Genomic DNA, 24,077 nt, shown 5'->3' on the forward strand with positions numbered 1-24,077 from the left:
GTTACGATCACCGCAACTCTTAGGAAACTTTCCTAAAAGAAACACCCCCCACGCGAGGCCCCCATGAGATTGCGGAAGCTGGCGGCCTTGGCCGCCCTCGTCCTGGGCGGGACGGTCCTGGCCGCGCCCGCCGCCCACGCCGCCAACATCCTCGCCAACCCCGGCTTCGAGGACGGCCTCACCGGCTGGACCTGCCCGGCCGGCCAGGCGGTCAGCAGCCCGGTGCACGGCGGGAGCAAGGCCCTGCAGGCCACCCCCGCCGGCAGCGAGGTGGCCCGCTGCCAGCAGACGGTCACCGTCCAGCCGGGCAAGGCCTACACCCTGACCGCCTGGGTGCGCGGCTCCTACGTCTTCCTCGGCGCGAGCGGCACCGGCGTCAACGCCTCCACCTGGGGCTCGCCCGGGACCACCTGGACGCAGCTCAGCACCAGCTTCACCGCCGGCGCGAGCACCACGAGCGTCACCGTGCACGTCAACGGCTGGTACGGCCAGGGCGCCTACCAGGCCGACGACCTGGTGCTGGACGGCCCGCCCGGCCAGGGCCAGCCGCCGGCCGCGCCGACCGGCCTGACCGGCAGCGGCACGGTCACCACCGCCACCCTGTCGTGGACCGCCTCGGCCGGGGCCACCGGCTACAACGTCTACCGCAACGGCTCGAAGGTCGGCACGGCCACCGGCACCACCTACGCCGAGAACCCCAGCCCGGGCAGCTACTCCTACCAGGTCAGCGCGGTCAACGCGGCCGGGGAGTCGCCGCTGTCGGCGGCGGTCCCGGTCACCGTCGGCAACGACGTGCCGCCGCCCCCGCCCGCGCCCACCGGGCTGAGCGCGACCGTCAACGGCCCGAGCGTGACGTTGCGCTGGACCGCCGCGCCCACCGCCACCGGCTACACCGTCTACCGGGACAACGTCAAGATCGCCACGGTCTCCGCGACCACGCACCTCGACACCCCCGGACCGGGCAGCAAGCGCTACCACGTGCGCGCCTTCCACACCTCCGGCGTCGAGGGCGCGGCCTCCGCCACCGTCACCGCGGTCGTGCCGGAGGTCCCGCCCGGCGACGGCCTGCCCAACCGGGTGCTCGTCGGCTACCTGCACGCCTCCTTCGCCAACGGCTCCGGCTACACGCGGATGGCCGACGTGCCCGCCGAGTGGGACGTGATCAACCTCGCCTTCGGCGAGCCCACCTCGGTCACCTCCGGCGACATCCGCTTCCGCCAGTGCCCGGCCGCCGAGTGCCCGAACGTCGAGCCCGAGGCCGACTTCATCGCCGCCATCCGCGCCAAGCAGGCGGCCGGCAAGAAGGTGCTCATCTCCATCGGCGGCCAGAACGGCCAGGTGCAGCTCACCACCACCGCCGCCCGCGACGCCTTCGTCAGCTCGGTGTCGGCGATCATCGACCGGTACGGCCTGGACGGGCTCGACATCGACTTCGAGGGCCACTCGCTCTACCTCAACCAGGGCGACACCAACCTCGCCGCCCCGACCACCCCGGTGATCGTCAACCTCATCTCGGCGCTGAAGACCCTCAAGGCGAAGTACGGCTCGCGGTTCGTGCTCACCATGGCGCCCGAGACCTTCTTCGTCCAGCTCGGCTACCAGTTCTACGGCCCCGGCACCGGCGGCGCGGACGCCCGCTCGGCCTCCTACCTGCCGGTCATCCACGCCATGCGCAACGACCTGACCCTGCTGCACGTCCAGGACTACAACTCCGGGCCGATCATGGGGCTGGACAACCAGTACCACACCATGGGCGGGCACGACTTCCACGTCGCGATGACCGACATGCTGCTGGCCGGCTTCCCGATCCGGGGCGACGCGAACAACGTCTTCCCGCCGCTGCGGCAGAACCAGGTCGCCATCGGCCTGCCCGCCGCCCCCTGGGCCGGCAACGGCTTCACCACCGTCGCCGAGGTGCAGAAGGCCTTCGACTGCCTGGCCAAGGGCAGCAACTGCGGCAGCTACAAGCCGCGCGGGGTCTACCCGAACCTGCGCGGGCTGATGACCTGGTCGATCAACTGGGACCGGTACAACTCCTTCGAGTTCTCCCGCAACCACCGGGCCTACCTCAACACCCTCGGCTGACCCTCGGGTTTCCGGCGGCTTCGGCTGCTGATCGTCCGGCTTCCGGGGGTCCGTGCTTCAAGGGCCCCCGGAGGCACTCTTGCCTCACCCTTTCGCGCGCCGAGTCTTCCGCTAGGCGCGCTCGATCATGGGTACGGGTGCGGCATGATCCCGTTGAGACGGGCGGTCCGCTCCGCCGCCCTGGCCCTGCTGTCCGTGCCGGTCGCCCTCACCCTCACCGCCGCCCCCGCCTCGGCCGACCCCCGCGAACGCTCGCAGACCGACACAGGGACCGACGCCGCGGCCGCCCGGGCCCGGCGGATGCTGGGCCAGCTCAAGGTGGCCCGCCCGCTGTCCATCCGCGGCTACAGCCACCGGCGTTTCCAGCCCCGGTGGGCGCACCACAAGGGCGCCTGCGACGCCCGCGAGATGGTGCTGGCCCGCGACGGCCGCGGCGTACGGCGCGACCGCAAGTGCCGGGCGATCCGCGGCCGCTGGTACAGCCCCTACGAGGGCAAGTGGTTCAGGAGCGAGCGGCTGCTCGACGTCGACCACGTGGTGCCGCTCGCCTACGCCTGGCGCTCGGGGGCCCGCCGGTGGAGCCAGGCCAAGCGCCGCGCCTTCGCCAACGACCTCACCCGCCCCGAGCTCGTCACCGTCAGCCACTCGATGAACATCGCCAAGGGCGGCCAGGGCCCGCAGAGCTGGCGGCCGCCGCGCCGGGCCTACTGGTGCCGCTACGCGACCTCGTGGATCACCGTCAAGCACCACTACCGGCTGTTCGTCACCCGCAGCGAGCGGGTCGCGCTGCGCAACATGCTCAGGACCTGCCGGTGACTTCTCTGGTACGGCCCGCCGCCCCGAGCCAGGCGGCGGACGGCTTCGGGGTGCGGGCGAAGGTGGCCCGGTCGACCGCGATCAGCCCGAAGGTCGGCCCGTAGCTGCCCCACTCGTAATTGTCCAGCGCGCTCCAGTGGAAGTAGCCGCGCACGTCCACGCCGTCGGCCATCGCCTCGCGCAACGCGGCGAGCGCCCCGGTGGTGTAGGCGACGCGGCGCTCGTCGTCGGCGGTCGCGATGCCGTTCTCGGTCACGATGATCGGCACGCCGGGGGCGGTGGCGGCGGCGTGCCGTACCGCGTGGCCCAGGGCTTCGGGGTAGAACTCCCAGCCGGTCAGCGTGCGCTCGGTCGTCTCCGGCGCGGGCAGCGGGCCGTCGGGGCCGACGCGGGTGCGGGTGTAGGACTGCACGCCGAGCCAGTCGTCGCCGCGCGCCGCCTCCAGGTAGACGTCCTCGCGCGGGCGGCGGTAGGCGGCGGTGACCTCCTCGGCGCCGGGAAGCGCCTGGTAGACCTGGCTGGCCACCGACCAGCCGGCCCGTACGCCGGGCGCCAGGGCGCGGACGGCGGCGACCGCGAGCCCGTGCGCCCGGACCAGCGCCTCGGCGGTGCGGGCGTCCGGCTCGGGCAGCCCGGCGGCGGGCAGGTCGAAGCCGGACTCGCGGATTCCGGCCATGATCGCGACCATGTTGGGCTCGTTGATCGTGCACACGTGGTCCACCCCGGCGGCGAAGATCGGCGCGGCGGCCTCGACGTAGCGGGCGAACAGTTCCCCCGAGTCGGCCGCCGCCCAGCCGCCCCGCCGGCTGAACCACAGCGGGCAGGTGAAGTGGTGCAACGTCACCATCGGCCGCAGCCCGCGCTCCAGCGCGCCGTCCACCATGCGGCGGTAGTGCGCGATCGCCGCGCGGGAGAACTCGCCCGGCGCCGGCTCGATCCGGGCCCACTCGACGCTGAAGCGGTAGTCGGTGAAGCCGAGCCCGGCCAGCAGGTCCATGTCCTCGCGCCAGCGGTGGTAGCTGTCGCAGGCGTCGCCGCTGGGCTCCTTGACGTACTCGCCCAGGGCGCCGTGCTCCAGCGCCCACCAGTCGCTGTTGGTGTTGCCGCCCTCGGTCTGGTGGGCGGCGGTGGAGGCGCCCCACAGGAAGCCTTCGGGCAGGGGGAAAGCGTTCGGCATGAGGCCTGACCGTAGCCCCAAAAACCTAGCAACTCAAGGTTTTGGGTAGGCTGCCCCCATGGTCCGAGGTCCCTACGCCAAGAGCTCCGCCAAGCGGCGGCAGATCCTCGATGCCGCCCTGGCCGTCTACGCCGAGGCGGGCAGCCGGAAGGTGTCGGTGCGCGAGATCGCCCAGCGGGTCGGGATGACCGACGCGGGCGTGCTGCACCACTTCGGCAGCCGCGAGGCGCTGCTCACCGCCGTCCTGGAGGCCCGCGACGAGGCCGCCGCCGGGGGCGATCCCGCCGAGACCCTGGCCCGGAACGCGGCCACGCCGGGGCTGGTCAAGCTGTTCATGGACGTCGCCGCCGCGGCCGCCGAGCCCAGCCACCCCGCGCACGGCTACTTCACCGAACGCTACGCCCGCTACCGGCGGCGGGTGGCCGGCAAGCTCGTGCGCGACGGCGTCCCGGAGGGCGACGCCGACTGGGCCGCGCGCATCCTCCTGGCCGCCACCGACGGGCTCCAGGTGCAGTGGCTGCTGGAGCCCGGCATCGACATGGCCGCCGACCTCAACCGCCTCGCCACCCTCCTCACCCACCTCACCGACTCCCCCACGACCTCCTCCTGCGGCGACGACCTCCCCGGCCGGGGTCACTAGGGTGGAGCCCATGACCTCCTCCCTTCGACTCGAACCGGTGACCCCGGCCAACCTCGACGCCGCGCTGGCCGTCCAGGTGCACCCCGCCCAGGAGCGGCTCGTGGCCCCGGTGGTGAAGTCGCTGGCCGAGGCGTACGTGCACGGCGACAAGGCCTGGCCGCGGCTGATCCTGGACGGCGAGCGGCCGGTCGGCTTCCTGATGGCCTTCCTCGACATCGACTGGACCGGCAGGGGCGAGGGCGACATCCGCTCGGGCCTGTGGCGGCTGAACATCGACGCCGCCGTCCAGGGCCGGGGTTACGGCCGTTTCGCCGTGGAGTCGGTGGCCGCGGAGGTTCGTGCGCGGGGCGGGCGGGAGATGTTCGTCACCTGGCACCCCGGCGACGACGGGCCCGAGGCCTTCTACCTCAAGCTCGGCTTCGAGCCGACCGGGGAGCAGAGCGAGGGCGAGACGGTCGGCCGCCTCGCCCTGGCCTAACTTCCGGACCGGTCGCCTCGGCGGGGGCGGTCAGGGGGCCTGGAAGTGCCAGACGACGATGGAGGGCACGCCCGCGTCGGCCACTCGGGTCGCCTCGGGGACCAGGGCGGCCAGGGCCCACGGCCACACCTCCCACTTCTCCAGCACCTCCGCCACGGTCACCGGCGGGCCCTCCTTGGCGACCCGAGGCTCCTCGCAGGCCCGCAGCTCCAGGCCGGCGGCGAGCGCGGCGCGCAGGTAGTCGCCGAGCGGGTGCCGGTGGCTGGCGATCCGCCCCGGCCGCCCCGCGGCGTCCCGGATCGTGGGGACGAAGCCGCGGGCCAGGCTCTCTGGATGCATGTCCGAGATCACCACATGCCCGCCCGGCCGCAGCACCCCGGGCGAACTCGGCCAGCGGCGGCCCCAGCGCGGGCAGGTGGGTCAGCGCCAGCGAGCAGGTCACCAGGTCGACCGAGCCGTCGGGCAGGGGCAGCGCGGTGAGGTCGCCCCGCCGGAACTCCACGCCGGGCACCCGGTCGCGGGCCAGGGCCAGCATGTCCGGCGAGCCGTCCACTCCGATCACCCGGTGCCCGCGCCCGGCCAGCGCGGCGGCCACCCGGCCGGTCCCGCAGGCGGCGTCCAGGGCGTCGCCTGGAGGGATCTTGTCGAGGATCGCGGCCACCGCCGGGGTGTCGGCGGCGAAGGCGGCGTTCGGGCCGTCGTAGCCGGCCGACCAGATCCGGTAGCCGGTGCCGGGGTCGACCCGCTCCACCTCCACGCCTGGCCCGGCCAGCCGCTCGTCGTCCAGCAGGCGGCGGATCTCGGCCAGCCGCTCCTCGGTGAACCGCCGCCCCTCGCCGTCCGCGTGCTCACCGGTGAAGGCGCGCAGCAGGGCCAGGCCCTCCATGGCCACGAGGTAGGCCAGGGGATGCTCGTAGGTCATCGCGCGAGGCTACTCAGCCGGGCCGCCGGGCCGCCAACCATTTCCACGGCAGCGGAGGGCACCGCTTCGTCCTCCCGCTCCGCCGTACCTGGAAGGTGTCCGGTACGGCGGGGCGGGCCGGCGGGGGCGGGGAAGGGCGATGGGGCGGTCAGGCGGGGAAGGCGGACAGGTCGCGGTCGTGGACGCGGTGGGTGCCGACGGCCGCGATGTAGCGCTCGGTGAAGGAGTCGCCGGCCGAACCTTCTTCGCCAAGCCAGAGCAGGGGATATTTCGGACATGATGCCCCAGCCGTCACGGGAGGGGCGAGACGGGCCGCATCCAGGGGTGCGGCTTGCGCCGGAAGGGTTGCGGGCGACTTCGTGATCATGTAACACTGAAGCCGAAATAAATAGGAAAGTTTCCTGTCTGTTCTTGCCTGGCCCACGAAACGATCGGGGGTTCTCCGGGTGTTTCCGACCATTCCCGAGTTACTCGCCGCCCGCGCGCGCAGCGAGCCGGACCGGGTCGCGCTCATCGTCCAGGCGGCCGGCCGCAGCTCCCCCGAGGCGTCCGGCCGTCCAGCCGGGTCCGCCGAGGCGGCCGGTCAACCGTCCGGTTCCTCCGAGCGGGGGCGGGTGGCGGCCGAGCTCACCTTCGGCGCGTGGGCCGACGGGGCGGCGAGGGTGGCCGCCGGGCTCGCCGCCCGGGGGGTGCGGCGCGGGGACCGGGTGGGGCTGCTGTTCCCGGCCGCCGAGTGGACCGACTACGCGGTCGCCTTCTGCGGTGTCCTGCAGGCGGGCGCGGTGGCGGTGCCGCTGTCGGACCGGGCCACCGCCCAGGACCGGGCCCACGTCCTGGCCGACTGCACCGCGACCTGCCTGGTGCACGGCACCGAGCCCACCCCGTCGAAGGACACGGGCGCCGCGACCGGCTGGGCCGGACGACAGTGGGGGCTCGGCGAGGTCATGACCGGACCGCCCACGGGGGCGGGCGAGGCAGCGGCCGGACCGGGCGGGCCGAGCCCGGACCCGGCGATGGCCGGTGTGGGCGGGCTGCCTGCCGTACGGCCTCAAGATCCGGCGCAGATCCTCTACACCTCCGGCACGACCGGCCGCCCCAAGGGCGTGCTGGCCACGCACGCCAACCTCGCCTACGGGCTCGGCGGGCGGCGGCGGCCGTTCGCGCACTCCAAGCACCTGGTCCATGCCTTCCCGATCGGCACGAACGCCGCCCAGACCATGCTGCTGACCGCGATCGACGCCGCCCCGGCGGTGGTCACGCTGCCGCACTTCACGCCGGGCCGGTTCGCCGCGCTGATCGAGAGCTACCGCGCCGGCACCGTATTCCTGGTGCCCGCCATGGCGATCGAACTGCTCAACGCCGGCGCGCACGAGCGGCACGACCTGTCCAGCGTGCTGCTGCTCGGCTCGGCCGCCGCGCCGCTGCCCGGCCCGGTGGCCCAGCGGCTCGCGACCGCCTTCCCGAAGGCGGCGATCACCAACTACTACACCTCGACCGAGGCCGCCCCCGCTCAGACGATCATGATGGTCGACCCCGACCGGCCGGGCAGCGTGGGCCGGGCCGTGGCCGGCGGGAGCGTGCGGATCTGCGGCCAGGACGGCACGCCGCTGCCGCCGGGCGAGACCGGCGAGGTGTGGATGCGCTCCCCCGCCGCCCCGCGCGCCTACTACGGCGACCCGGCCAGCGACGTCTTCCGCGACGGCTGGGTGCGCATGGGCGACCTGGGCTACCTGGACGAGGAGGGCTACCTCTACCTGGTCGACCGGGAGAGCGACGTGGTCAAGTCGGGCGCGTTCAAGGTCTCCACGCTGCGGGTCGAGGAGGCCGTCTACGCGCATCCGGCGGTCGCCGAGGCGGCGGTGCTCGGGGTGCCGCACCCGGTGCTGGGCCGGGCGCTGACCGCGGTGATCGTCACCCGCGCCCCGCTGTCCGCCGAGGAGCTGCGGCTCTTCCTCCGCGACCGGCTGGCGCCGCACGAGGTGCCCGCCCAGGTGCACACCGTCGACGCGCTGCCCCGCAACCGGGGCGGCAAGGTCGACAAGCGTCAACTCATGGGAGCGTTCAAATGATCGAGGCTTCGCCGGCCCAGCGCGGGATGTGGGTCACCGAACAGCTGACCGAGGCCGGGTCCGCCTACCACGTACCGCTCGTCGTGCGCTTCTCCGCCGGCCTCGACGCCCCGGCCCTGCTGCGCGCCTGCGCGGCGGTGGCTCGCCGGCATCCCGCCCTGTCGGCGGCGATCCGCGAGGAGGGCGAGCGCCTGGTGCTGACGCCGGGCGCGCCGCCGCTGGTCGAGCAGGTGGACGCCGAGCTCGACGAGGGGGCGGTCCGCCGGCCGTTCGACCTGGAGCGGGGCCCGCTGGCGCGGTTCACCCTCTACCGGGACGCGCTGCTGTTCGTCGCGCACCACCTGGTCTTCGACGGCTTCTCCAAGGAGATCCTGCTGCGCGAGCTGGCCGGCCGCTACCGCGAGGAGCTGCTGGTCTCGCAGGCCGCCGCCTACTGGGCCGAGCACTGGCGCGAGCCCGGCGAGACGATGGTGGCGGGAGTGCCGCTCAAGGCCCGGCACGCGGGGCCGGCGCGGGTCGTCGAGTTCACCGTCGCGCCGGACGTGCCGGGCCTGTCGCGGTTCGAGGTGCTGCTCGCCGGGCTGCACGTGCTCCTGCGCGGGTACGGCAACGCCGAGGTGGTCACCGCGATCGACCTGTCCACCCGCACGCCCGAGACGAGCGGCGAGATCGGGACGTTCGTGAGCGAGCTGCCGGTCGCCTCCGTCCCCGGGCCCGGCCAGAGCTTCGCGGAGTTCGGCCGGGAGCTGCACGACCGGCTGCGGGAGGTCTACCGCTTCCGTGCGGTGCCGCTGGCGGCAGCCGTACCGCACCTTCGCCCGCACGCGGCGCTGACGCCGGTGTCGGTGAGCTTCCGCGGCCGCTCCGAGCCGGATCCGGTGTTCGAGGGCGTCGAGGCGGAGGTGGACTGGGCGGTGTTCAACCACGCCGTGCGTGGCGCGGTGCACCTGCAGTGCGTGGACGGGCCCGGTGGGGTGCGGGTCAGCCTGCGGCACCTGCCCGAGGTGGACGGTCCGCGACTGGCCGCGGACCTGTCCCGCCTGCTGGAGCGGGTGGTCGGCGAGCCCGGCGTGCTGCTGGGCGACCTGGTCGCCTTCGAGCCCGTCGACACCGTCGGCGCTGTCGGCGCTGTCGGCGCTGTCGGCGCTGTCGGCGCTGTCGACACCGTCGGCACCATCGGCACTGTCGGCACCGTCACCTCCGGGGTCGCCGCCTCCGCCGCACCGGCGGCGGCCCCCGCGCCTGCCGGATCGGAGCTGACCGAGCAGGTCCGGCAGATCTGGGAGGAGGTGCTCGGCCTGTCACCCGTCCTGGACGACGACGACCTGTTCGACCTGGGCGGCCACTCGCTGACCATCACCCAGATCATCGCCAGGATGGAGCGCAGGCTCGGCCTGAAGGTCGAGCTGGACGACTTCTTCGACAACCCGACCATCGCCGGCGTCATGGGGACGATCTCCCGTGCGGACTGACGACCTGGAGCTGCTCCTGCTCATCCGGCACTTCGAGCTCGCCCTGCTGGAGCTGTTCGACCGGGGCGAGCTCAACGGGACCACGCACACCTGCCTGGGGCAGGAGTACGTGCCGGTCGCCCTCGGGCCGCTGCTGCGCGAGGACGACCACGTGTTCAGCAACCACCGCGGCCACGGCCACTACCTGGCGAGGTACCGCGACTTCGAGGGGCTGCTGGCGGAGATCATGGGACGCGAGGGCGCCGTCTGCGGGGGCGTCGGCGGCAGCCAGCACCTGTATCGCGAGCACTACCTGTCCACCGGCGTCCAGGGGCAGAGCCTGCCGGTCGCCGCCGGGGTCGCGCTGCACCTGCGCGGCAGCGGCCGGCTGGCCCTGGCCTACATCGGCGACGGCACCTGGGGCGAGGGCGCCGTCTACGAGGCGCTCAACCTGGCGGCGCTGTGGGAGCTGCCGCTGCTGGTCGTGGTCGAGAACAACGGCATCGCCCAGTCCACCCCGACCGACCGCCAGATGGCCGGGAGCATCGCCGGGCGGGCCGCCGCCTTCGGCCTGGACCACTGGCTCACCGCCTCGGCCGACCTCGGCGAGATCCGCGAGGAGCTCACGCCTCGGCTGGAGCACGTGCGCGCCGGCCGGCCGCTGGTGGCCGAGTTCGTGACCCACCGGCTCGGCCCGCACAGCAAGGGCGACGACACCCGTGACGCCGAGACCCTCGAACTGGCCCGCAAGCACGACTGGTACCCGCCCTTCGAGGGCGGCGAGGCCGACCTGGCGGCGCGGGCGCGCATCCGGGCGATCCGGGAGGAGGTGGCCGCGCGGCCATGCGTGTAGTGGAGAACCTCAACCTGGCCCTGCACGGCCTGCTGGCCCAGGACCCGCGGGCCTACCTGCTGGGCGAGGACATCGCCGACCCGTACGGCGGCGCCTTCAAGGCCACCCGCGGCCTGTCCACCCGCTTTCCAGAACGGGTGCTCAGCACCCCGATCAGCGAGGGCGCGATCACCGGCGTGGCCGGCGGGCTGGCCCTGGCCGGGGACACCGCGATCGTCGAGATCATGTTCGGCGACTTCGTCACCCTCGCCTTCGACCAGCTCTGCAACTTCGCCGGGAAATCCGTCTCCATGTACGGCAGGCGGCTGCCGCTGCGCATGATCGTGCGCTGCCCGATGGGCGGCGGGCGCGGCTACGGCCCCACGCACAGCCAGAGCCTGCAGAAGCACTTCATCGGCATGCCCGGCCTGGCGCTCTACGAGCTGTCGCCCTTCCACGACAACGCCGCCGTGCTCACCGGCATGCTGGAGCGCGGGGAGCCGGGCATCCTGTTCGAGGACAAGGTCCTCTACACCCGGCAGATGCACCAGGTGGACGAGGTGTTCCGGCTGCGCGTCGAGGACGGGCTGGCCGTCGTCGACGTGGACGACCGGCCGGACGTGGTGATCATCGCGCCGGGCGGGGTGGCGCACCGGGCGCTGGCCGCGCTGCGCGGGCTGCTGCTGGAGGAGGAGATCTCCGGGCGGCTGCTCGTGCCCTCCCGGCTGTTCCCGCTCGACGTCGGGGCGCTGCTGCCGCATCTCGGCCCGGCGGTGGTCGTGGCCGAGGAGAGCAGTCCCGGCGGGACCTGGGGCAGCGAGGTGGCGCACCTGCTGCACGCGGAGCTGTGGGGGCGGTTGCGGCGGCCGGTCACGCTGGCGCACTCCCGCGCCGGGGTCATCCCCACCGCGGCCCGGCTGGAGAGCACGGTGCTGCTGAGCGAGTCCACCATCCGTCATGCCGTGCTGGAGGCCCTTCGTGGGTGATGTGGTCCTGCCCAAGCTCAACAACAACGACAGCGAGTACCTCCTGGTGGAGTGGCTGGTCGGCGACGGGGCGCCGGTCCGGGCCGGGGAGGCGGTGGCGGTGGTCGAGACCTCCAAGGCCGCCTCGGACCTGGAGGCGGTGGCGGACGGGGTGCTGGCTCACCTCGTGCCGGCGGGGACCTGGTGCGCGCCGGGGGCGGTGCTGGCCCGTGTCACGCTGCCGGGGGCTTCCACGCCTGGTCCGGCTGTGCCCCTGGCGGGTGCCGGTTCGGCTGGGCCGGTGATCACCGAACCCGCGCGCCGGCTCATGGCCGAGCTCGGGGTGACCGAGGCTGAGGTGGCTGCGCTCGGGGTTCCGCTTGTCCGGCGGGGTGAGGTGGAGGCTGTCGTGGCCCGCCGCGACCAGGCGCCGGGCTCCGCCGTACCTCTTCCCACCGACGCGGCGCCGGAAGGGACCCCGGGTGGCGGGACCTGGCCCCCGGAGAGGGACCTGGGTGGCGCGGCCTCTCCACCGGAGAGAGCTCTGGGGGGCGCGGCCACTCTCCCGGAGGCGGGGAGGGGTGGCGCGGTCGAGTTGTCGCGGGTGCAGCGGGCGGTGGCCAGGGCGGTGACGGTGTCCCACCAGAGCATCCCGGCCGCCTACACGGTGATGCGCTTCGACGTCGGCGAGGCGCTGGTCCGGGCCGAGGAGCTGACCAGGAGCGTGCGGCGGCCGATCGGGCTGGCCGAGCTGACCGTCGCCGCCCTCGCCCGGCTGCACGAGCGCTTCCCGCTCTGCTACGCCACCCTCGACGGGGACCGCGCCTGGCTGGCCGAGACGCCGCACGTGGGGGTGACCTTCGACCTGGGCGAGGGGCTGTTCGTCCCGGTGGTGCACGATCCGGCGGGCCTGTCGTGGAAGGAGCTGGCCACCACGATGATGCGCTACCGGGTGGCGGCCGGCACCGGCCGGTTCGCCGAGGCCGACCTGGCCGGCGCGACGATCACGCTCACCCTGCACACCGAGCCGGACGTCGTCCTGGCCGTGCCGTTCGTCTTCCCCGGCCAGGTGTGCGCGCTGGCGCTCACCGCGCCCCGCGAGGAGGGCGGCAGGACGGTCGCCGACGTCGGCCTGGCCTACGACCACCGGCTGATCAACGGGCGCGACGCCGCCCGGTTCCTGACCGCGCTCAAGCAGGAGGTCACGACCCCGTGACGGAGACGCTCACCGAAGCCAAGCGGGCGCTGCTGGCCCAGCGGTTACGCCGCCGCGCGGCCCGCACGATCGAGCCGCGCCCGGCCGGCGTCCTGCCGCCGCTCGCGCACGCGCAGGAGCGGTTGTGGTTCCTGGACCAGTACGAGCCGGGCTCGACCGCGTTCGTGGTGCCGTCGGTGGTCCGGGTGCGCCGCCCGGTCGACGAGCACGAGCTGCGGGGCGCGCTGACCCGGCTGCTGGCCCGGCACGAGGCGCTGCGGATGGGCTTCCGCGCCGACGAGGAAGGCCGCCCCGGGCTGGTGCTGCACGACCCCGGGCACCCGGCGCTGACGGTGTGCGAGGCGGACGGCCTGGAGGAGGCGATGGACCTGGTCCACGCCGAGCTCGCCGTGCCGTTCGACCTGGCCGCGGACCTGCTCCTGCGGGTCCTGCTGGTACGGCTGGCGCCCGACGACCACGTGCTGCTGCTGAAGTCGCACCACATCGTGGTGGACGGCTGGTCGGCCGAGATCGTGCTGCGCGACCTGCTGGCGCTGCACGACGGCCAGATGCTGGAGCCGCTGCCGATCGGCTACGGCGACTACGCCCTGTGGGAGACGGGCCGCGACTACAGCCGCGAGGTCGGCTACTGGCGGGCGCGGCTGGACGGGCTGGCGCCGCTGGAGCTGCCGACGGACCTGCCGCGCCCGCCGGTGCGCCGGGACGTGGGCGCGGGCACCCCGGTGCGGGTCCCGGCCGAGACGGTGAGCAAGCTGGCCGAGCTGGGCGCCCGGGCGCAGGCGACGCCGTACATGACGATGCTGGCCGCCTTCCAGGTGCTGCTCGGCAAGCTGGCCGGGCAAGAGGACCTCGCGGTCGGCACGCCGGTGGCCGGGCGCGGCCTGCCGGAGCTGGACGGCCTGGTCGGCATGTTCGTGAACACCCTGGTCATGCGGGCCGACCTGAGCGGCGACCCGACCTTCGAGGAGTACCTGCACCGGGTGCGCGAGTCGTGCCTGGACGCCTACGCCCACCAGGACGTGCCGTTCGACCGGCTGGTCACCGAGCTGAACGTGCCGCGCGACGTGAGCCGCTCGCCGCTGTGCCAGGCGGTGTTCGCGCTGCAGAACTTCGCCCAGCACAGCGACCCGGCGGTCGAGCCGCTGGCGGTGGCCGAGACGAGCGCGCGCTCGGACGTGTGCCTGTACCTGTTCGAGACCGGCGGGGAGCTGACCGGGACGCTGACCTACAGCACCGACCTGTTCACCGAGGCGAGCGCGGAGCGGCTGGCCCGGCGGTTCGAGACGCTGCTGCGCTCGATCGCCGCCGACCCCGGGGCGCGGCTGTCGGACCTGTCGCTGCTGGCGCCGGGCGAGCTGGAGCTGCTGGAGTCCTTCGCCACCGGCGAGCCGGTGCGGCCGCTGCCGGCCAGGCTGCTGCACGAGGTGCTCGGCACCGGCGACGGGATCGCGGTGACCTGCGACGGCGTCTCGCTCAGCTACAGCGAGCTGGACCGGCGCGCCACCGAGCTGGCCGTGGCGCTCCAGCACCGAGGCGTCGGGCCGGACGTGCGGGTCGGCGTGCTGCTGGAGCAGTCGGCCGAGGTGGCCGTGGCGCTGCTGGGCGTGCTCAAGGCGGGCGGCGCGTACGTGCCGCTCGACCCGAAGGCCCCGCGCGAGCGGCTGGACTACCTGCTCGGCGACTGCGGCGCGGTCGCCGTCGTGACCGACCGCGCCGACGTGCCGGGCGCGATCCCGGTGACCGCCCGGGCCGAGGGCGAGCTGGCCGATCCGGGCACCACGCCCGAGCACCTCGCCTACGTGATCTACACCTCGGGCACGACCGGCCGGCCGAAGGGCGTGGCGGTCCAGCACCGGCAGATCCTCACCTACCTGGCCGGGGTGCGCGAGCGGTTCGAGATCGAGCCCGGCTCGGACTTCACGCTGATGCAGTCGCTCGCCTTCGACTTCGGCATCACCGTGTTCTACCTGTCGCTGCTGACCGGCGGCACGCTGCGGCTGCTGGACCCGCAGACGCAGGAGCTGCCGGAGACCGACTACCTGAAGCTGACCCCCTCACACCTGGCCTCGCTGCTGGCGGCCGACCCGGCGCAACCGCTGCCGCGCAAGCTGCTCATCCTCGGCGGCGAGGCCTCGCGCTCGGCGTGGGCGGCGGAGCTGGCCCGCCGGACCCGGGTCGTGAACCACTACGGGCCGACCGAGGCGACGGTGGGCATCACCACGCACGAGGTGACCGGCGCCGAGACCGAGCCCGCGCTGCCGATCGGCCGGCCGCTGCCGGGCGCCCGGGTGCTGGTGCTGGACGAGCGGCGGCGGCCGGTGCCGGTGGGCGCGGTCGGCGAGATCTACCTCGGCGGCGACCGGCTGGCGCGCGGCTACCTGGGCCGGCCCGAGCTGACCGCGGAACGCTTCGTCGAGCACGAGGGCGAGCGCCTGTACCGCACCGGCGACCTGGGCCGCTGGCTGCCCGGCGGCGAACTGTGCTTCCTGGGCCGGCGCGACCTGCAGGTCAAGGTCCGCGGGCACCGCGTGGAGCTGGGCGAGATCGAGGCCGCGCTGACCGCGCTGGCGCAGGTAGACCAGGCCGTGGCCGAGCTGCGGGGCGAGCGGCTGGTGGCCTACCTGGTCGGCGAGCGGCTGAGCGTGAGCGAGCTGCGCGCGGCGCTCGGGCGGACCTTGCCGGACTACATGGTGCCCACGCACTACGTGTGGCTGCCGGAGCTGCCGCTGAAATCGCACGGCAAGGTGGACCGGGCGGCCCTGCCCGAGCCCGAGCAGGAGCGGCCCGAGCAGGAGGCGGGGTACGAGCCGCCGGACGGGCCGCTGGAGGAGGCGGTCGCCGAGGTCTGGGGCGAGGTGCTCGGCCTCGGCCGGGTGGGCGCGCTCGACGACTTCTTCGACCTGGGCGGGCACTCGCTGCTGGCCGCGCAGGTGATCGCCCGGCTGCGGCGAAGGCTGCCCCGGCCGGTCAGCATCCTCGACCTGTTCCAGAACCCGACCGTGCGCGGGCTGGCGGCGCTGGCCGACAGGGAGGCCTCCGACCGGCTGGTCCACCGGCTCACCCCCGCGCAGCGGGCGCAGGCCAGCGTGGTCTGCGTGCCGTACAGCGGGGGCAGTGCGGCGATCTACCAGCCGCTGGCCGACGCGATGCCGCCTGGCCAGGCCGTCTACACGGTCACCGTGCCCGGCCACGAGCTGGGCGCGCACGAGCAGGCCACGCCGGTCGCGGAGATCGCCGAGCGCTGCGCGGCGGAGATCCTGGCCGAGGTGGAGGGGCCGCTGGCGTTGTACGGGCACTGCGGGCTGGGCGTCATGCTCACCGTGGAGATCGCCCGGCGGCTGGAGGCGGCCGGGCGCGAGGTGGACGCGGTCTACCTCGGCGGCGTCTTCCCCTTCGCCCGGCCGCGCAAGGGCCTGCGGCGGATCACCGAGGCGATCGAGAAGCTGCAGGGCGACCGGCACTGGGCCAACGGGCTGCGCGCGGCCGGGCTGGACACCGACGGGCTGGGCCGCGAGGAGCTGCAACTGCTCATCGAGAACCAGCGGCGCGGCACCAAGGAGGCCGAGGAGTACTTCACCCGCCTGTTCGAGGAGGAGCCCGAGCCGCTGCGCGCGCCGGTGATCTCGGTCGTCGGCGAGCGCGACCCGGCCACCGAGTTCTACCAGGAGCGCTTCCGCGAGTGGCACCGCATCACCGGCACCACCGCGCTCGTGGTGCTGGACGAGGCGGGGCACTACTACCTGAAGTACCGCGCGGCCGAGCTGTCGGGGATCCTCACCCGCACGCACCACGCCTTCGGCAGCGGCGAGCTGCGCAGGACCGAGGGCTCGACGTGGTGGCTGCACGACGTGTCCGAGGGCGCGGTCGACACCGGGCCTGAGCCGAGCATGCGGCGTTTCTCGGCGGTGGCCGCGGGGCAGCTCGTCTCGATCGTGGGCGGGGCGCTGACCGAGTTCGCCATCCCGATCTGGATCTACACCACGACCGGGTCCCTGGTCAGCTTCGCGCTCTTCTCGGTGCTCGCGCTGGTGCCGGGCACGCTGGTCGCGCCGCTGGCCGGGGCGATCGTCGACCGGTTCGACCGGCGCAAGGTCATGCTGGCCGGCAGCACGGCGGCGGGCGGCACCCAGCTCGCGCTGGCATTGTTGCTGTGGACCGACCGGCTGCAGATCTGGCACGTCTACCCGCTGCTGGCGCTGTTGTCGGTGGCGCTGACCTTCCAGCGGCTGGCCTACCAGTCGGCGGTGCCGCAGCTCGTGCCCAAGCGCTACCTCGGGCACGCCAACGGCATCGTGCAGCTCGTCACCGGCACCTCGCAGCTCATCGTGCCGCTCATCGCGGTCGGGCTGATCGCGGTCATCGGGCTGGACGGCATCCTCACCATCGAGGTCGTCTCCTACACCGTCGCCATCGGCACGCTGCTGCTGGTGCGCTTCCCGCGCACCATGGCCGCCCGGCGGCGCGAGTCGCTGCTCGCCGAGATCGCCGGAGGCTGGCGGTTCACCTGGGGCAACCGGGGGCTGCGCGCGATGGTGTTGTGGTTCGCGGCGCTGAACATCTTCCTGTCGCCGCTGTTCGTGCTGATCACGCCGCTGGTGCTGGGCTTCGCGACGCTCCAGGACGTGGGCCGGGTGGCCTTCGCCGGCGGCATCGGGGCCTTCGCCGGCGGGCTCGTGCTGACGATCTGGGGCGGGCCCAGGCGGCTGCGGCTGCGCGGGGTACTGCTGGCCACGCTCGGGCTGGCCGCGGCGGCGCTGGTCACCGGGCTGCGGGCCGAGCTGTGGGTGGTCGCGATCGGCGCGTTCGGGCTGTCGTTCGCGCTGACCACGGTCAACGGCATCTACGCGACGATCGTGCAGGTCAAGGTGCCCAGGCGCTTCCACGGGCGGGTGTTCGCGCTGAACACCATGGTCGCGTGGTCCACGTTGCCGATCGGGTTCGGGCTGGTCGCGCCCTACGGCACCGCACTGGTGGAGCCGCTGCTGGCGCCCGGCGGCGCGCTGGCCGGGACGGTCGGCGCGGTGATCGGGACCGGGCCGGGGCGCGGCATCGGGCTGATGTACCTGCTGCTGGCCCTGGCGATCACGGTGGTGGTCGGGGTGGCGCTGCGCGTGCGAGTGCTGGCGCGCTTCGACACCGAGGTGCCGGACTCGCCACCCGACGACCTCATCGGGGCCCAGCAGATCAGCGAACGGGCCGCCATCGCAAAGGTGCTGCCGCTCCGCCGCTGATCAGGCGCCCGGCGGCGGCCGTGAAGACCGCGCCGGGCGCCCGCACCCCCAGCGGCTCCCACAGCGCGCCGGGGAGCAGGGTGGCCAGCTCGCCGTCCTCGCCGGTGGCGAACAGCCGGCCGTTCAGCCCGGCCAGGCAGCGGGCCCCGTTCGAGGGGCCCGCGTCCTGCCAGCCGTCCCGGCCGAACGGGCGCGACCACAGGCGCCCGGCGGTGGTGGCGACGTAGAAGGTGCAGTCGGCGATCGCCAGGGCCACGGCTCCCGCGGGGGCGGGGCCGAGGTCCAGCTCCCGGGCTTGGGAGGCCGTGCCGAGCGCGAGCAGGCGGGAGTCGGCGGTGAGGGCGTGGAGGCCGACCGCGACGCCGCCCGCGGCCTCGCGGGGGACGGCCAGGGCGAGCAGGGGCGGCGTCCGGCGGACCGGCCGCCAGGGCAGGTTCTGGCCGCACAGCTCGCGGGCCAGCAGCCGGCCGCCCGGGTCGGCCGCGTAGAGGGTACGGCCCAGCACCGCCAGGGCCTGCAGCTCGGCGGGCGGCCCGATCACCTCCCAGCGCGGCGAGCGCGGCGCCGACAGCCGGTCCAGGACGTTGCGGGTGACCCGCTCGACGACCGGGTCGTGCAGCGTGTTGCCCCAGTTGACGGTGGCGGCGTTGAAGACGGTGCCCAGCCCGCTGGTGAAGACGCCCATGGTGGCCATGCCGCCCTGCCCGTAGGCGGCCCAGTGGCGCAGGTCGGCGGTGGCGAGCACGACGAAGGACGGCGGCGTGCCGTCCCGCGCGGTGACCCGCGGCACCCCGTCGATCTCCTCGAACTCCGCGGCGTCGGTCTCGTAGCCGAGGCAGCCCTGGCCGAACTTGTCGCCGTCGGTCAGCCCGGTGCCCTCGAAGGCCCAGTGCCCGGCGAAGCGCACGGTGTAGGACTCCTCCAGCATGCGCTTCATGTGCGGGCCCCAGGTCCCGGCCCCGGCGCGGAAGCTGGTGCCGGTCAGGCCGTTCTCGGGCCGGTCGGCGGCGCTCCACTCGGCGGTGGGGTCCTCCAGCGGGTCGCGGTGGCAGACCATGGTCCGGCCGCCGTCCTCCAGGCGGATCTGCCACCACGCGGTGTTGCCCGAGAAGACGGCCAGGTTGCCGCCCCGGCGCACGAACTCCTCCACGGCGTCGCGCATCCCGGCCGACCAGTACTCGTCGTGCCCGTTGACCACCAGGAGCCGGTGCTGTTCGAGCAGGTCGAGGCCGTGGTCGAGGTCGAGGTTGGCGCAGTAGGCGACGTCGTAGCCGGCGGGGCGGAGCCAGCGGATCAGCCCCTCCTCCCAGCGTTCGGGTGGCGGGCCGCCGCCGGGGCGGTCGAAGCTCACCCGGCGGGCGCGGTCCGGCGCCTCGGTCCAGTAGAGGCCCTCGCCGGGGTGGCCGGCGCGGTTGTAGGCCTGCCAGGTGGTGAAGGGCACGCTGACCAGGATGGGGGCGCTCGGGACGGCTTGCCGTACCACGAAGTGCACCTCGTTGTCGGGGCACGGGGCGGCGCCGGGCAGGCCGTACGGCCAGGGGATCGGGGGGCCGAAGCGGGCGCGGTAGAGCGAGGAGGGCCAGGTGGCGGGGATGTCGAGGGTCCAGGTGGGGGCCGTGGCGTGCCCTTCGTGGACGGTCCGGCCGGTGGCGACGTCGGTGACGGTGACCGGGCACGGCTCGGAGACGGTGAAGCGCAGGGAGCCGCCCTGCGGGCAGGAGGTGGCCGCGGCCCAGGCCTCGACGCTCATCGGCGGCCCGCCTCGCTGAGGCCCGTCCCGGTGGGAGCCCCGGCGAGGGCGGCCTCGACGAGGGTGGACTCCAGGCCGCGCAGCCAGGCTTCGATGGCGGGCCTGGGCAGGTAGCGGGTGTCGGCGGTGAGCGAGACGCCCTCCGGGGTGACGTGCACGCAGAAGCGGCAGTTGAGCTTGTCCTGGCTCATCGGCCACGACAGCGTCGTCTTGTCCAGGGCGCGCTCCAGCTCCTCGGGCTCGCACGGCGCGGGCCCGGGGTCGGCGAAGCGCAGGTCGTTGAAGCAGCAGTTCGGGTGGACCGGCTCGCCCCGGCGGGCGCTCTCGGCGGCGACGACGCGGGCGCGGTCGGCCGGGTCGTGGAAGGCGCTGCGGTAGGCGCGCATGGCGGCGGGCACGGCCCGGCGCAGCAGCTCGGCGAAGGGCAGGTCGGTGTCGAGGGTCAGCAGGCCCTCCTGCGACAGGGTGCCGACCAGGCCGAGCGTCTCGCGGCGGAAGCGGTTGGCGACGATCGGCAGCACCGCGCTGGTGCCGGTCCCGGCGAGCTTGGCGACCGCGCTGAGCAGCACGGTCGAAGTGGAGGTGGCGTGCCGGGCGGCCAGGGCGCGCACGGCCAGCTCCAGCGCCGGCGAGTGGAGCAGCGCCCGCCAGATGGGCGGGGTGTCCGGCGCGGCGACCTGGGTGGGGAACATCGTCGTGGGCATGCGCTCGTGCGCCTGCGCCCAGTGCTCGGCGGCGCGGGCGGCGACGTGGCGGCCTTCCGGCCCGGCCTGCCAGCGGGCGAGGTCGAGCTGCTGCGGGGCGGCGGTGCGCGGGGCGCGGCCGAGGGCCAGCAGCCGCAGGTCGCGCACGGCGACCTCGGCGCCCAGGCCGTCGGCGGCCAGATGGCAGAAGGCGAGCACGACCTGGCGGACCAGGCCGTCCCGGACGACGAGCGAGGCGCGCAGCGGCCACTCGGCGGCGTAGTCGAAGCGGGCGGCGGTGAGCTCGGCCAGGGCGGTGTCGGGGTCGTCGTGCGCCTGGACCGGTAACCGGCCCCGCTCGTGCTGCCGCTGGCCGCCGTCCTGGACGAGGGTGCGGAAGGCGCCGTGCCGCTCGACGAGCCGGCCGAGCGCGTCGAGGACGACGCCCGGCTCGGTGGCCGGGATCCGGACGATCCGCCCGAAGTTGAAGTAGTGGTCGTCCGGGGCGGTCTTCTGGACGGCGTCCCAGATCGCGGCCTGTCCCCAGGTCAGCGGTGCGGTGCCGGCGCCGGGGCCGGCGAACTCGACGATCATCGGGCGGACACGAACGCGGCGAGGCGGTCGAGGTCGTCCAGGAGCTCCAGGCCCTGCTCGGTGAGGTCCACCTCGACCCCGAACTCGCCCTCGATCGCGTCGACCAGCCGCATCTGCCCGATCGAGGTCAGCCCGAGCGCGGTCAGCGGCAGCCCCGACTTGAGCGCCTCCTCGGCGGTGACGGCGTGGTCGGAGGCCTCGGCGACCAGCTCGGCCAGGCGTTCCTTGATCATGTCAGCTCCTTCGCGAGGCGCTCCGCCTCCTCGTCCGACAGCTCGCCGAGCTCGGCCAGCAGCAGGTCCTCGACCACCGCGGCCAGTTCGGCCACCGTGGGTCCGGCGAACAGCGCCCGGATGGGCACCTCCACCTCCACCGTCGCGCGCAGCCGGGCGATCACCCGGACCGCGGACAACGAGTGGCCGCCCAGCGCGAAGAAGTCGTCCAGCGCGCCGACCTTCTCCAGCTCCAGCACCTCGGCGTAGACCTCGGCGACCAGCGCCTCGGCGTCGCCGCGCGGGGCGAGGTAGCCGGCGGCGACCGGCTGCGGCCTGGGCAGCGCGTTGCGGTCGACCTTGCCGTTCGGGGTGAGCGGCAGCTTGTCCAGCGGGATGAGCGTCGCGGGGACCATGTAGCCGGGCAGCCGGGCAGCCGCGTGCTCCCTGGCCTCGGCCGGGTCGCCGCCGACCAGGTAGGCCACCAGCAGTTCCTCGCGCACCGCGGCCACCGCCTGCCGGACGCCGGGGGCGCTCTCCAGCACCGCCTCGATCTCGCCGAGCTCGATCCGGTGGCCGCGCAGCTTCACCTGGGTGTCGGTGCGGCCGAGGAACTCCAGCTCGCCGCCGGGCAGCCGGCGGACCAGGTCGCCGGTGCGGTAGACCCGCTCGCCGCCGAACTCGACGAAGCGCTCGGCGGTCAGCTCGGGGCGGCCCAGATAGCCGGTGGCCAGGCCGGCGCCGCCGATGAGCAGCTCGCCGGGCACGCCTTCGGGCAGCAGCGTGCCGTCCCGGCCGACGACGTGCAGCGTGGTGTTGGCCAGGGGGCGGCCGATCGAGACGCGCTCGGGGGCCTCGGGGACCTCCCAGGCACTCGACCAGATGGTGGTCTCGGTGGGGCCGTACATGTTGATCAGGCGGGAGGTGCGCTCGCGCAGCTCGGCGGCCAGCCGGACGGGCAGGGGTTCGCCGCCGACCAGGCCGGTCACCCGGGGCAGGTCCGCGGTGAGCAGCACCCGCCAGCCGGACGGCGTGGCCTGGACGTGCGTGACGCCCTCGGCCCGCACCAGGGCGGCCAGCGCGCCGGCGTCCCAGGCGTCCTCGGCGACGACGAGCCGGCCGCCGGTGATCAGCGGCAGGTAGAGCTCCAGGCCGGAGATGTCGAAGGAGAGCGAGGTCAGTGCCAGCCACACGTCCTGGGGCCCGGCGCCGAGCAGGTCTCGCATGGCGAGCAGGAAGTTGACCAGCGCGCGGTGCGGGATGACGACGCCCTTGGGCCGGCCGGTGGAGCCGGAGGTGTAGAGCACGTAGGCGGTGTCGGCGCGGGTCACCACGGGCTCGGCCGGTTCGGCGCTCACCTCGGTCAGGACCAGCCGCGCGCCGGAGTCCTCCAGCACGAAGGCGACGCGGGCCTCGGGGTAGTCGGGGTCCACCGGCAGGTAGGCCGCGCCGGCCATCGCCACGCCGAGCAGCGCGACGACCATGTCGGGGCCGCGCGGCAGCCGTACCGCCACCAGGTCGCCGGGGCCTACGCCCCGCCGGCGCAGGTCGGCGGCCACTCCCCCGGCCCGGGTGACCAGCTCGCGGTAGCTGAGCCGGTCCACCGCCCGGGCGTCCGGGGTGGCCTCGGCCTGGCGGAGCACCAGGTCGACGACGGTCACGTCGGGCAGGTCGGCGGCGGTGTCGTTCCAGGCGGCCAGCCGCTCGCGCTCGGCCTCGGGCAGCGGTTCGCCGGTGCGCAGCAGCGACAGGTAGCGCTCGGCCATCCGCTCGACCGTCTCGCGGTCGAACAGCTCCTCGCTGTAGATCGCCTCCCCCAGCAGCCCGCCGTCGGCCTGCGGGTAGAGGTCGAGGGTGAGGTCGTGGCGGGCCGGGTGCCACCCGTGCTCGTACGGCTCGGCCGCCAGTCCCGGCACCGGCTCGGCGACCTCGGCCTGCGTGTGCAGCGCGAAGAGGGTCTGGTAGAGCGGGGTCCGGCTCAGGTCGCGCTCGACGCCCAGGGCGGTGATCAGCCGGTCGACCGGGACGTCCGGCCTGGCCATGGCCTCCAGCACCGTCTTCCTGGTACGGCGGAGCAGCTCCTCGGGCGTGGGCGCGCCGGACAGGTCGCACCTGAGCACCATGGTGGTCGACAGGTAGCCGATGGCCCGTTCGAGCTCGGGCGTCGACCGCCCGGCCGTCGGCACGCCGACGCAGAAGTCGTCCTGCCCGCTGTGCGCGGCCAGCAGCCGCTGGTAGGCGGTGAGCAGGGCCATGAACGGCGTGCAGCGAGCCTGCCGCGCCCGCTCGCCCACCTCGGCGGCCAGCTCCGGCGAGATGGTGAAGCGCACGACCCCGCCGCGCGTCCCGCGCCGGGCGGGCCGGGGACGGTCGGTGGCCAGTTCCAGGACCGGGACGCCGGCCAGCTTGGCCGTCCACCAGCCGAGGTCGGCCTCCTCGTGCCGCTCCGGCCTGGGCGCCGGCTCGGTGGGCGGGGTGCCCGCGTAGCAGGCCGCCACCTCCTCGCGCAGCACGGTCAGCGACCAGCCGTCGCCGTTGATGTGGTGCAGGACGACGCAGAGCACGTGCTCATCGGGGCCGAGCTCGACCAGCGTCACCCGGAACGGCGGGGCGGCGGCCAGGTCGAAGGCGGCGTTGGTGCGCTCGCGGACGATCCGGCGGGCCTCCTGGTCGTCGCCGGCTCGCAGCCGCTCGAACGCCACCGGTCCCGGCGCTTCCACGACGGCCCGGGGCCGCCCCTCGACCTCCTCGAACCTGGTCCTGAGCGCCGCGTGCCGGGCCGCCACCTGGGCGAAGGCCCGTTCCAGCCGCGGCACGTCGAGCGGGCCGCGCAGGAGGTAGGCGTAGGAGCAGTTGTAGGACGGGTCTTCGGGGTCGAGCTTGGTGAGGAACCAGAGACGTTCCTGCCCGTAGGAGAGCACTGTCGTCCTCTCGACTTTCTTTTAAGAAAGTTTCC

17 protein-coding genes and 1 pseudogene are annotated in these 24,077 nt (G+C 74.3%); 10 read left to right on the forward strand and 8 right to left on the reverse strand.

All coding sequences use genetic code 11. The annotated features are described in order from the left end of the window. Positions 1–63: 63 nt before the first annotated feature. Together ACIBG7_RS15955 and ACIBG7_RS15960 are read left to right on the forward strand one after the other, a co-directional pair. Positions 64–2,085, forward strand: a complete 2,022-nt coding sequence (locus tag ACIBG7_RS15955) for a carbohydrate binding domain-containing protein (protein ID WP_397336669.1) — start codon at positions 64–66, stop codon at positions 2,083–2,085. Between the two features lie 144 nt (positions 2,086–2,229). Then, positions 2,230–2,901: an HNH endonuclease family protein gene (locus ACIBG7_RS15960; RefSeq protein WP_397336670.1), complete on the forward strand. Its 672-nt coding sequence runs from the start codon at positions 2,230–2,232 to the stop codon at positions 2,899–2,901. On the opposite strand, the gene ACIBG7_RS15965 is transcribed toward ACIBG7_RS15960, so the two are convergent. Beyond that, positions 2,885–4,078, reverse strand: coding sequence for a glycoside hydrolase family 1 protein (locus tag ACIBG7_RS15965; RefSeq protein ID WP_397336671.1), 1,194 nt, complete (start codon positions 4,076–4,078; stop codon positions 2,885–2,887). The two genes, ACIBG7_RS15960 and ACIBG7_RS15965, sit on opposite strands and share 17 nt — an antisense overlap. 58 nt (positions 4,079–4,136) lie before the next feature. Here ACIBG7_RS15965 and ACIBG7_RS15970 point away from each other — a divergent pair, with 58 nt between their 5' ends. Together ACIBG7_RS15970 and ACIBG7_RS15975 are read left to right on the forward strand one after the other, a co-directional pair. Beyond that, on the forward strand, positions 4,137–4,718 hold the full coding sequence (locus ACIBG7_RS15970; RefSeq protein ID WP_397336672.1) for a TetR/AcrR family transcriptional regulator: 582 nt from the start codon (positions 4,137–4,139) through the stop codon (positions 4,716–4,718). Between the two features lie 10 nt (positions 4,719–4,728). After that, positions 4,729–5,196 (forward strand): GNAT family N-acetyltransferase, encoded by a 468-nt coding sequence (locus tag ACIBG7_RS15975; RefSeq protein ID WP_357933234.1) that lies wholly within the window; start codon positions 4,729–4,731, stop codon positions 5,194–5,196. A gap of 30 nt (positions 5,197–5,226) precedes the next feature. On the opposite strand, the gene ACIBG7_RS15980 is transcribed toward ACIBG7_RS15975, so the two are convergent. The 3 genes and pseudogenes from ACIBG7_RS15980 to ACIBG7_RS15990 form a co-directional block, all read right to left on the reverse strand. Next, complete coding sequence (locus ACIBG7_RS15980; protein WP_397336706.1) at positions 5,227–5,535, reverse strand: hypothetical protein; 309 nt, start codon at positions 5,533–5,535, stop codon at positions 5,227–5,229. 97 nt (positions 5,536–5,632) lie between these two features. Then, positions 5,633–6,118: pseudogene (locus tag ACIBG7_RS15985) on the reverse strand (class I SAM-dependent methyltransferase); the annotation flags it as partial. A gap of 148 nt (positions 6,119–6,266) precedes the next feature. Beyond that, complete coding sequence (locus tag ACIBG7_RS15990) at positions 6,267–6,413, reverse strand: hypothetical protein (protein WP_397336673.1); 147 nt, start codon at positions 6,411–6,413, stop codon at positions 6,267–6,269. 151 nt (positions 6,414–6,564) lie between these two features. On the opposite strand from ACIBG7_RS15990, the gene ACIBG7_RS15995 reads away from it, so the two are divergent. Genes ACIBG7_RS15995 through ACIBG7_RS16020 form a run of 6 tightly spaced genes read left to right on the forward strand, consistent with a single transcriptional unit; the run spans position 6,565 to position 17,882 of the window. Further along, on the forward strand, positions 6,565–8,187 hold the full coding sequence (locus ACIBG7_RS15995; protein ID WP_397336674.1) for a class I adenylate-forming enzyme family protein: 1,623 nt from the start codon (positions 6,565–6,567) through the stop codon (positions 8,185–8,187). Beyond that, the gene (locus ACIBG7_RS16000) at positions 8,184–9,659 is read left to right on the forward strand and encodes a condensation domain-containing protein (RefSeq protein WP_397336675.1); all 1,476 of its coding nucleotides are present in this window, start codon (positions 8,184–8,186) and stop codon (positions 9,657–9,659) included. The genes ACIBG7_RS15995 and ACIBG7_RS16000 overlap by 4 nt, the downstream gene beginning before the upstream one ends. Beyond that, positions 9,649–10,491, forward strand: coding sequence for a thiamine pyrophosphate-dependent dehydrogenase E1 component subunit alpha (locus ACIBG7_RS16005; RefSeq protein ID WP_357933245.1), 843 nt, complete (start codon positions 9,649–9,651; stop codon positions 10,489–10,491). Before ACIBG7_RS16000 ends, ACIBG7_RS16005 begins: the two co-directional genes overlap by 11 nt. After that, a complete protein-coding gene (locus ACIBG7_RS16010; RefSeq protein ID WP_397336676.1) occupies positions 10,482–11,456 on the forward strand; it encodes an alpha-ketoacid dehydrogenase subunit beta in 975 nt (324 codons plus the stop codon). The genes ACIBG7_RS16005 and ACIBG7_RS16010 overlap by 10 nt, the downstream gene beginning before the upstream one ends. After that, a complete protein-coding gene (locus ACIBG7_RS16015) occupies positions 11,449–12,651 on the forward strand; it encodes a 2-oxo acid dehydrogenase subunit E2 (protein WP_357933251.1) in 1,203 nt (400 codons plus the stop codon). Before ACIBG7_RS16010 ends, ACIBG7_RS16015 begins: the two co-directional genes overlap by 8 nt. Further along, on the forward strand, positions 12,648–17,882 hold the full coding sequence (locus ACIBG7_RS16020; protein WP_397336677.1) for an amino acid adenylation domain-containing protein: 5,235 nt from the start codon (positions 12,648–12,650) through the stop codon (positions 17,880–17,882). The genes ACIBG7_RS16015 and ACIBG7_RS16020 overlap by 4 nt, the downstream gene beginning before the upstream one ends. On the opposite strand, the gene ACIBG7_RS16025 is transcribed toward ACIBG7_RS16020, so the two are convergent. Genes ACIBG7_RS16025 through ACIBG7_RS16040 form a run of 4 tightly spaced genes read right to left on the reverse strand, consistent with a single transcriptional unit; the run spans position 17,836 to position 24,042 of the window. After that, positions 17,836–19,632: a N,N-dimethylformamidase beta subunit family domain-containing protein gene (locus ACIBG7_RS16025; protein WP_397336678.1), complete on the reverse strand. Its 1,797-nt coding sequence runs from the start codon at positions 19,630–19,632 to the stop codon at positions 17,836–17,838. The two genes, ACIBG7_RS16020 and ACIBG7_RS16025, sit on opposite strands and share 47 nt — an antisense overlap. Further along, positions 19,629–20,909, reverse strand: coding sequence for a condensation domain-containing protein (locus ACIBG7_RS16030; RefSeq protein ID WP_397336679.1), 1,281 nt, complete (start codon positions 20,907–20,909; stop codon positions 19,629–19,631). The genes ACIBG7_RS16025 and ACIBG7_RS16030 overlap by 4 nt, the downstream gene beginning before the upstream one ends. Beyond that, the gene (locus ACIBG7_RS16035) at positions 20,906–21,142 is read right to left on the reverse strand and encodes an acyl carrier protein (protein WP_397336680.1); all 237 of its coding nucleotides are present in this window, start codon (positions 21,140–21,142) and stop codon (positions 20,906–20,908) included. The genes ACIBG7_RS16030 and ACIBG7_RS16035 overlap by 4 nt, the downstream gene beginning before the upstream one ends. After that, positions 21,139–24,042 carry an amino acid adenylation domain-containing protein gene (locus ACIBG7_RS16040; protein ID WP_397336681.1) on the reverse strand — a complete coding sequence of 968 codons (2,904 nt, stop codon included), beginning with the start codon at positions 24,040–24,042 and terminating at the stop codon, positions 21,139–21,141. Before ACIBG7_RS16040 ends, ACIBG7_RS16035 begins: the two co-directional genes overlap by 4 nt. Between the last annotated feature and the right edge of the window lie 35 nt (positions 24,043–24,077).

The sequence above is a fragment of the Nonomuraea sp. NPDC050328 genome (assembly GCF_044459405.1).
Classification (GTDB): domain Bacteria; phylum Actinomycetota; class Actinomycetes; order Streptosporangiales; family Streptosporangiaceae; genus Nonomuraea.

What these genes read in the sequence shown, in the direction of transcription:
- ACIBG7_RS16010 (WP_397336676.1), top strand. Translation starts at nt 10,482, where the DNA reads ATGCGTGTAGTGGAGAACCTCAACCTGGCCCTGCACGGCCTGCTGGCC.
- ACIBG7_RS15980 (WP_397336706.1), bottom strand. Translation starts at nt 5,535, where the DNA reads ATGCATCCAGAGAGCCTGGCCCGCGGCTTCGTCCCCACGATCCGGGAC.
- ACIBG7_RS16030 (WP_397336679.1), bottom strand. Translation starts at nt 20,909, where the DNA reads ATGATCGTCGAGTTCGCCGGCCCCGGCGCCGGCACCGCACCGCTGACC.
- ACIBG7_RS15960 (WP_397336670.1), top strand. Translation starts at nt 2,230, where the DNA reads ATGATCCCGTTGAGACGGGCGGTCCGCTCCGCCGCCCTGGCCCTGCTG.
- ACIBG7_RS15975 (WP_357933234.1), top strand. Translation starts at nt 4,729, where the DNA reads ATGACCTCCTCCCTTCGACTCGAACCGGTGACCCCGGCCAACCTCGAC.
- ACIBG7_RS16025 (WP_397336678.1), bottom strand. Translation starts at nt 19,632, where the DNA reads ATGAGCGTCGAGGCCTGGGCCGCGGCCACCTCCTGCCCGCAGGGCGGC.
- ACIBG7_RS15955 (WP_397336669.1), top strand. Translation starts at nt 64, where the DNA reads ATGAGATTGCGGAAGCTGGCGGCCTTGGCCGCCCTCGTCCTGGGCGGG.
- ACIBG7_RS15965 (WP_397336671.1), bottom strand. Translation starts at nt 4,078, where the DNA reads ATGCCGAACGCTTTCCCCCTGCCCGAAGGCTTCCTGTGGGGCGCCTCC.
- ACIBG7_RS16035 (WP_397336680.1), bottom strand. Translation starts at nt 21,142, where the DNA reads ATGATCAAGGAACGCCTGGCCGAGCTGGTCGCCGAGGCCTCCGACCAC.
- ACIBG7_RS16000 (WP_397336675.1), top strand. Translation starts at nt 8,184, where the DNA reads ATGATCGAGGCTTCGCCGGCCCAGCGCGGGATGTGGGTCACCGAACAG.
- ACIBG7_RS15970 (WP_397336672.1), top strand. Translation starts at nt 4,137, where the DNA reads ATGGTCCGAGGTCCCTACGCCAAGAGCTCCGCCAAGCGGCGGCAGATC.